The sequence below is a fragment of the Nocardiopsis prasina DSM 43845 genome (assembly GCF_000341265.1).
In the GTDB taxonomy this organism is placed as follows: domain Bacteria; phylum Actinomycetota; class Actinomycetes; order Streptosporangiales; family Streptosporangiaceae; genus Nocardiopsis; species Nocardiopsis prasina.
Genome location: NZ_ANAE01000196.1, coordinates 1 through 1,175 on the forward strand (window position 1 = coordinate 1; position 1,175 = coordinate 1,175).

The 1,175-nt window shown below is 72.2% G+C and carries 2 protein-coding genes; both read right to left on the reverse strand.

Translation table 11 applies throughout. The annotated features are described in order from the left end of the window. On the reverse strand, positions 1–503 hold a 503-nt coding region (locus D452_RS28905), incomplete at its 3' end, for a type II secretion system F family protein (RefSeq protein WP_017546693.1). A gap of 463 nt (positions 504–966) precedes the next feature. After that, on the reverse strand, positions 967–1,175 hold a 209-nt coding region (locus tag D452_RS0124070), incomplete at its 5' end, for a type II secretion system F family protein (RefSeq protein WP_026129637.1).

Here is a 1,175-nt window from a genome sequence, read left to right on the forward strand (position 1 = left end):
ACCAGGGGCGCTGGCAGTGCCGATCGCTCCCAGGCGGGTGAGGGCTCGGCTCCCAGTCTCAGTTGGTCCCTGACCGCGGACAGCTCCGCACCCAGGTCGCCGCGTGCCGCTCCGGCCACCGCACCCAGGCAGGCCGGGAGCGTGGCTCCGGCCCGGACCCCCGACGCGAGCAGTCCGATGAGCACGGGGAGGTCGTCGGTGACCGGTAACCGTGGGGAGCGTTGTCGGCTCTGACGGGAGCGCCACCACAGGTAGGCGCCCGCGCCCAGTGCGGCGAGCACGCCCACCCCTCCGAGGAGGGCCACCAGCAGTGTCGCGGCACCGACCAGGGCTACGACCCGCAGCCACGGCCCCGCCCCGCGCCTGATTCCAGCCCCCCGCCCGACGTCGTTCTGGGGCTTGGGGGTGCCGAGCACCTGTCGGAGCACCCGTGGGCGGTCCGAACCGCACAGGACCCACACCGATCCCACCGCGAACAGCACCGCCAGCACCTCCAAGAACATCCCTCCTCCTTCGTTGTTTGCCAGCGGAGTCCGACCACAGTTCGCCCGTCCCGGGAACCCACCTCCCCTGCTGGCAGGGGAGTACGATCCTCGGTCGCTCCCGTCGCTCCCGTCGCTCCCGTCGCTCCCGTCGCACCCTCAGCGGTCGGATCCGAGGCCATGCAGCACCCCTCGCGCGAGGCATGGACGTCGGGTGTCCGGGTCCAGCGGCCCCCAGCGGATCCCGGCGCACTCGACTCCCCGATAGCTTCGGTGAGCTCGGACATCAGAGGTCTGGGCTGAGAGGACCCTGCCGGTACCGGGTCGACGCGACTCCTCACTCCTGGGCACCTGCGTGAGGCGCGGACGCCTGAGGTCCGGGCCGAGAGGCCCCTTCGGTTCCGATGACCGGATGCCCGGGACGGCGGTGCCCGTCTGGCTTCCCGAAGCCTCGGAATCGTTGGTCTCGTGCGTCGCACCGGGTTCACGCCACCGCTCCTCGGACCATGCGCAGGGTCCACCAGGCACCCAGGATGTCGAGCAGTATCCCGACGCCCAGGCAGAGCAGGCCCACGGGCGTGGTGAACAGGAACACCAGCGGTGAACCGCCCAGACCCGCCGACATCGCCATGCCGACCAGCGGCAACCCGGCCAGCACCAGGGCGGTGGTGCGCGGACCGGCGGGCCGCGCCC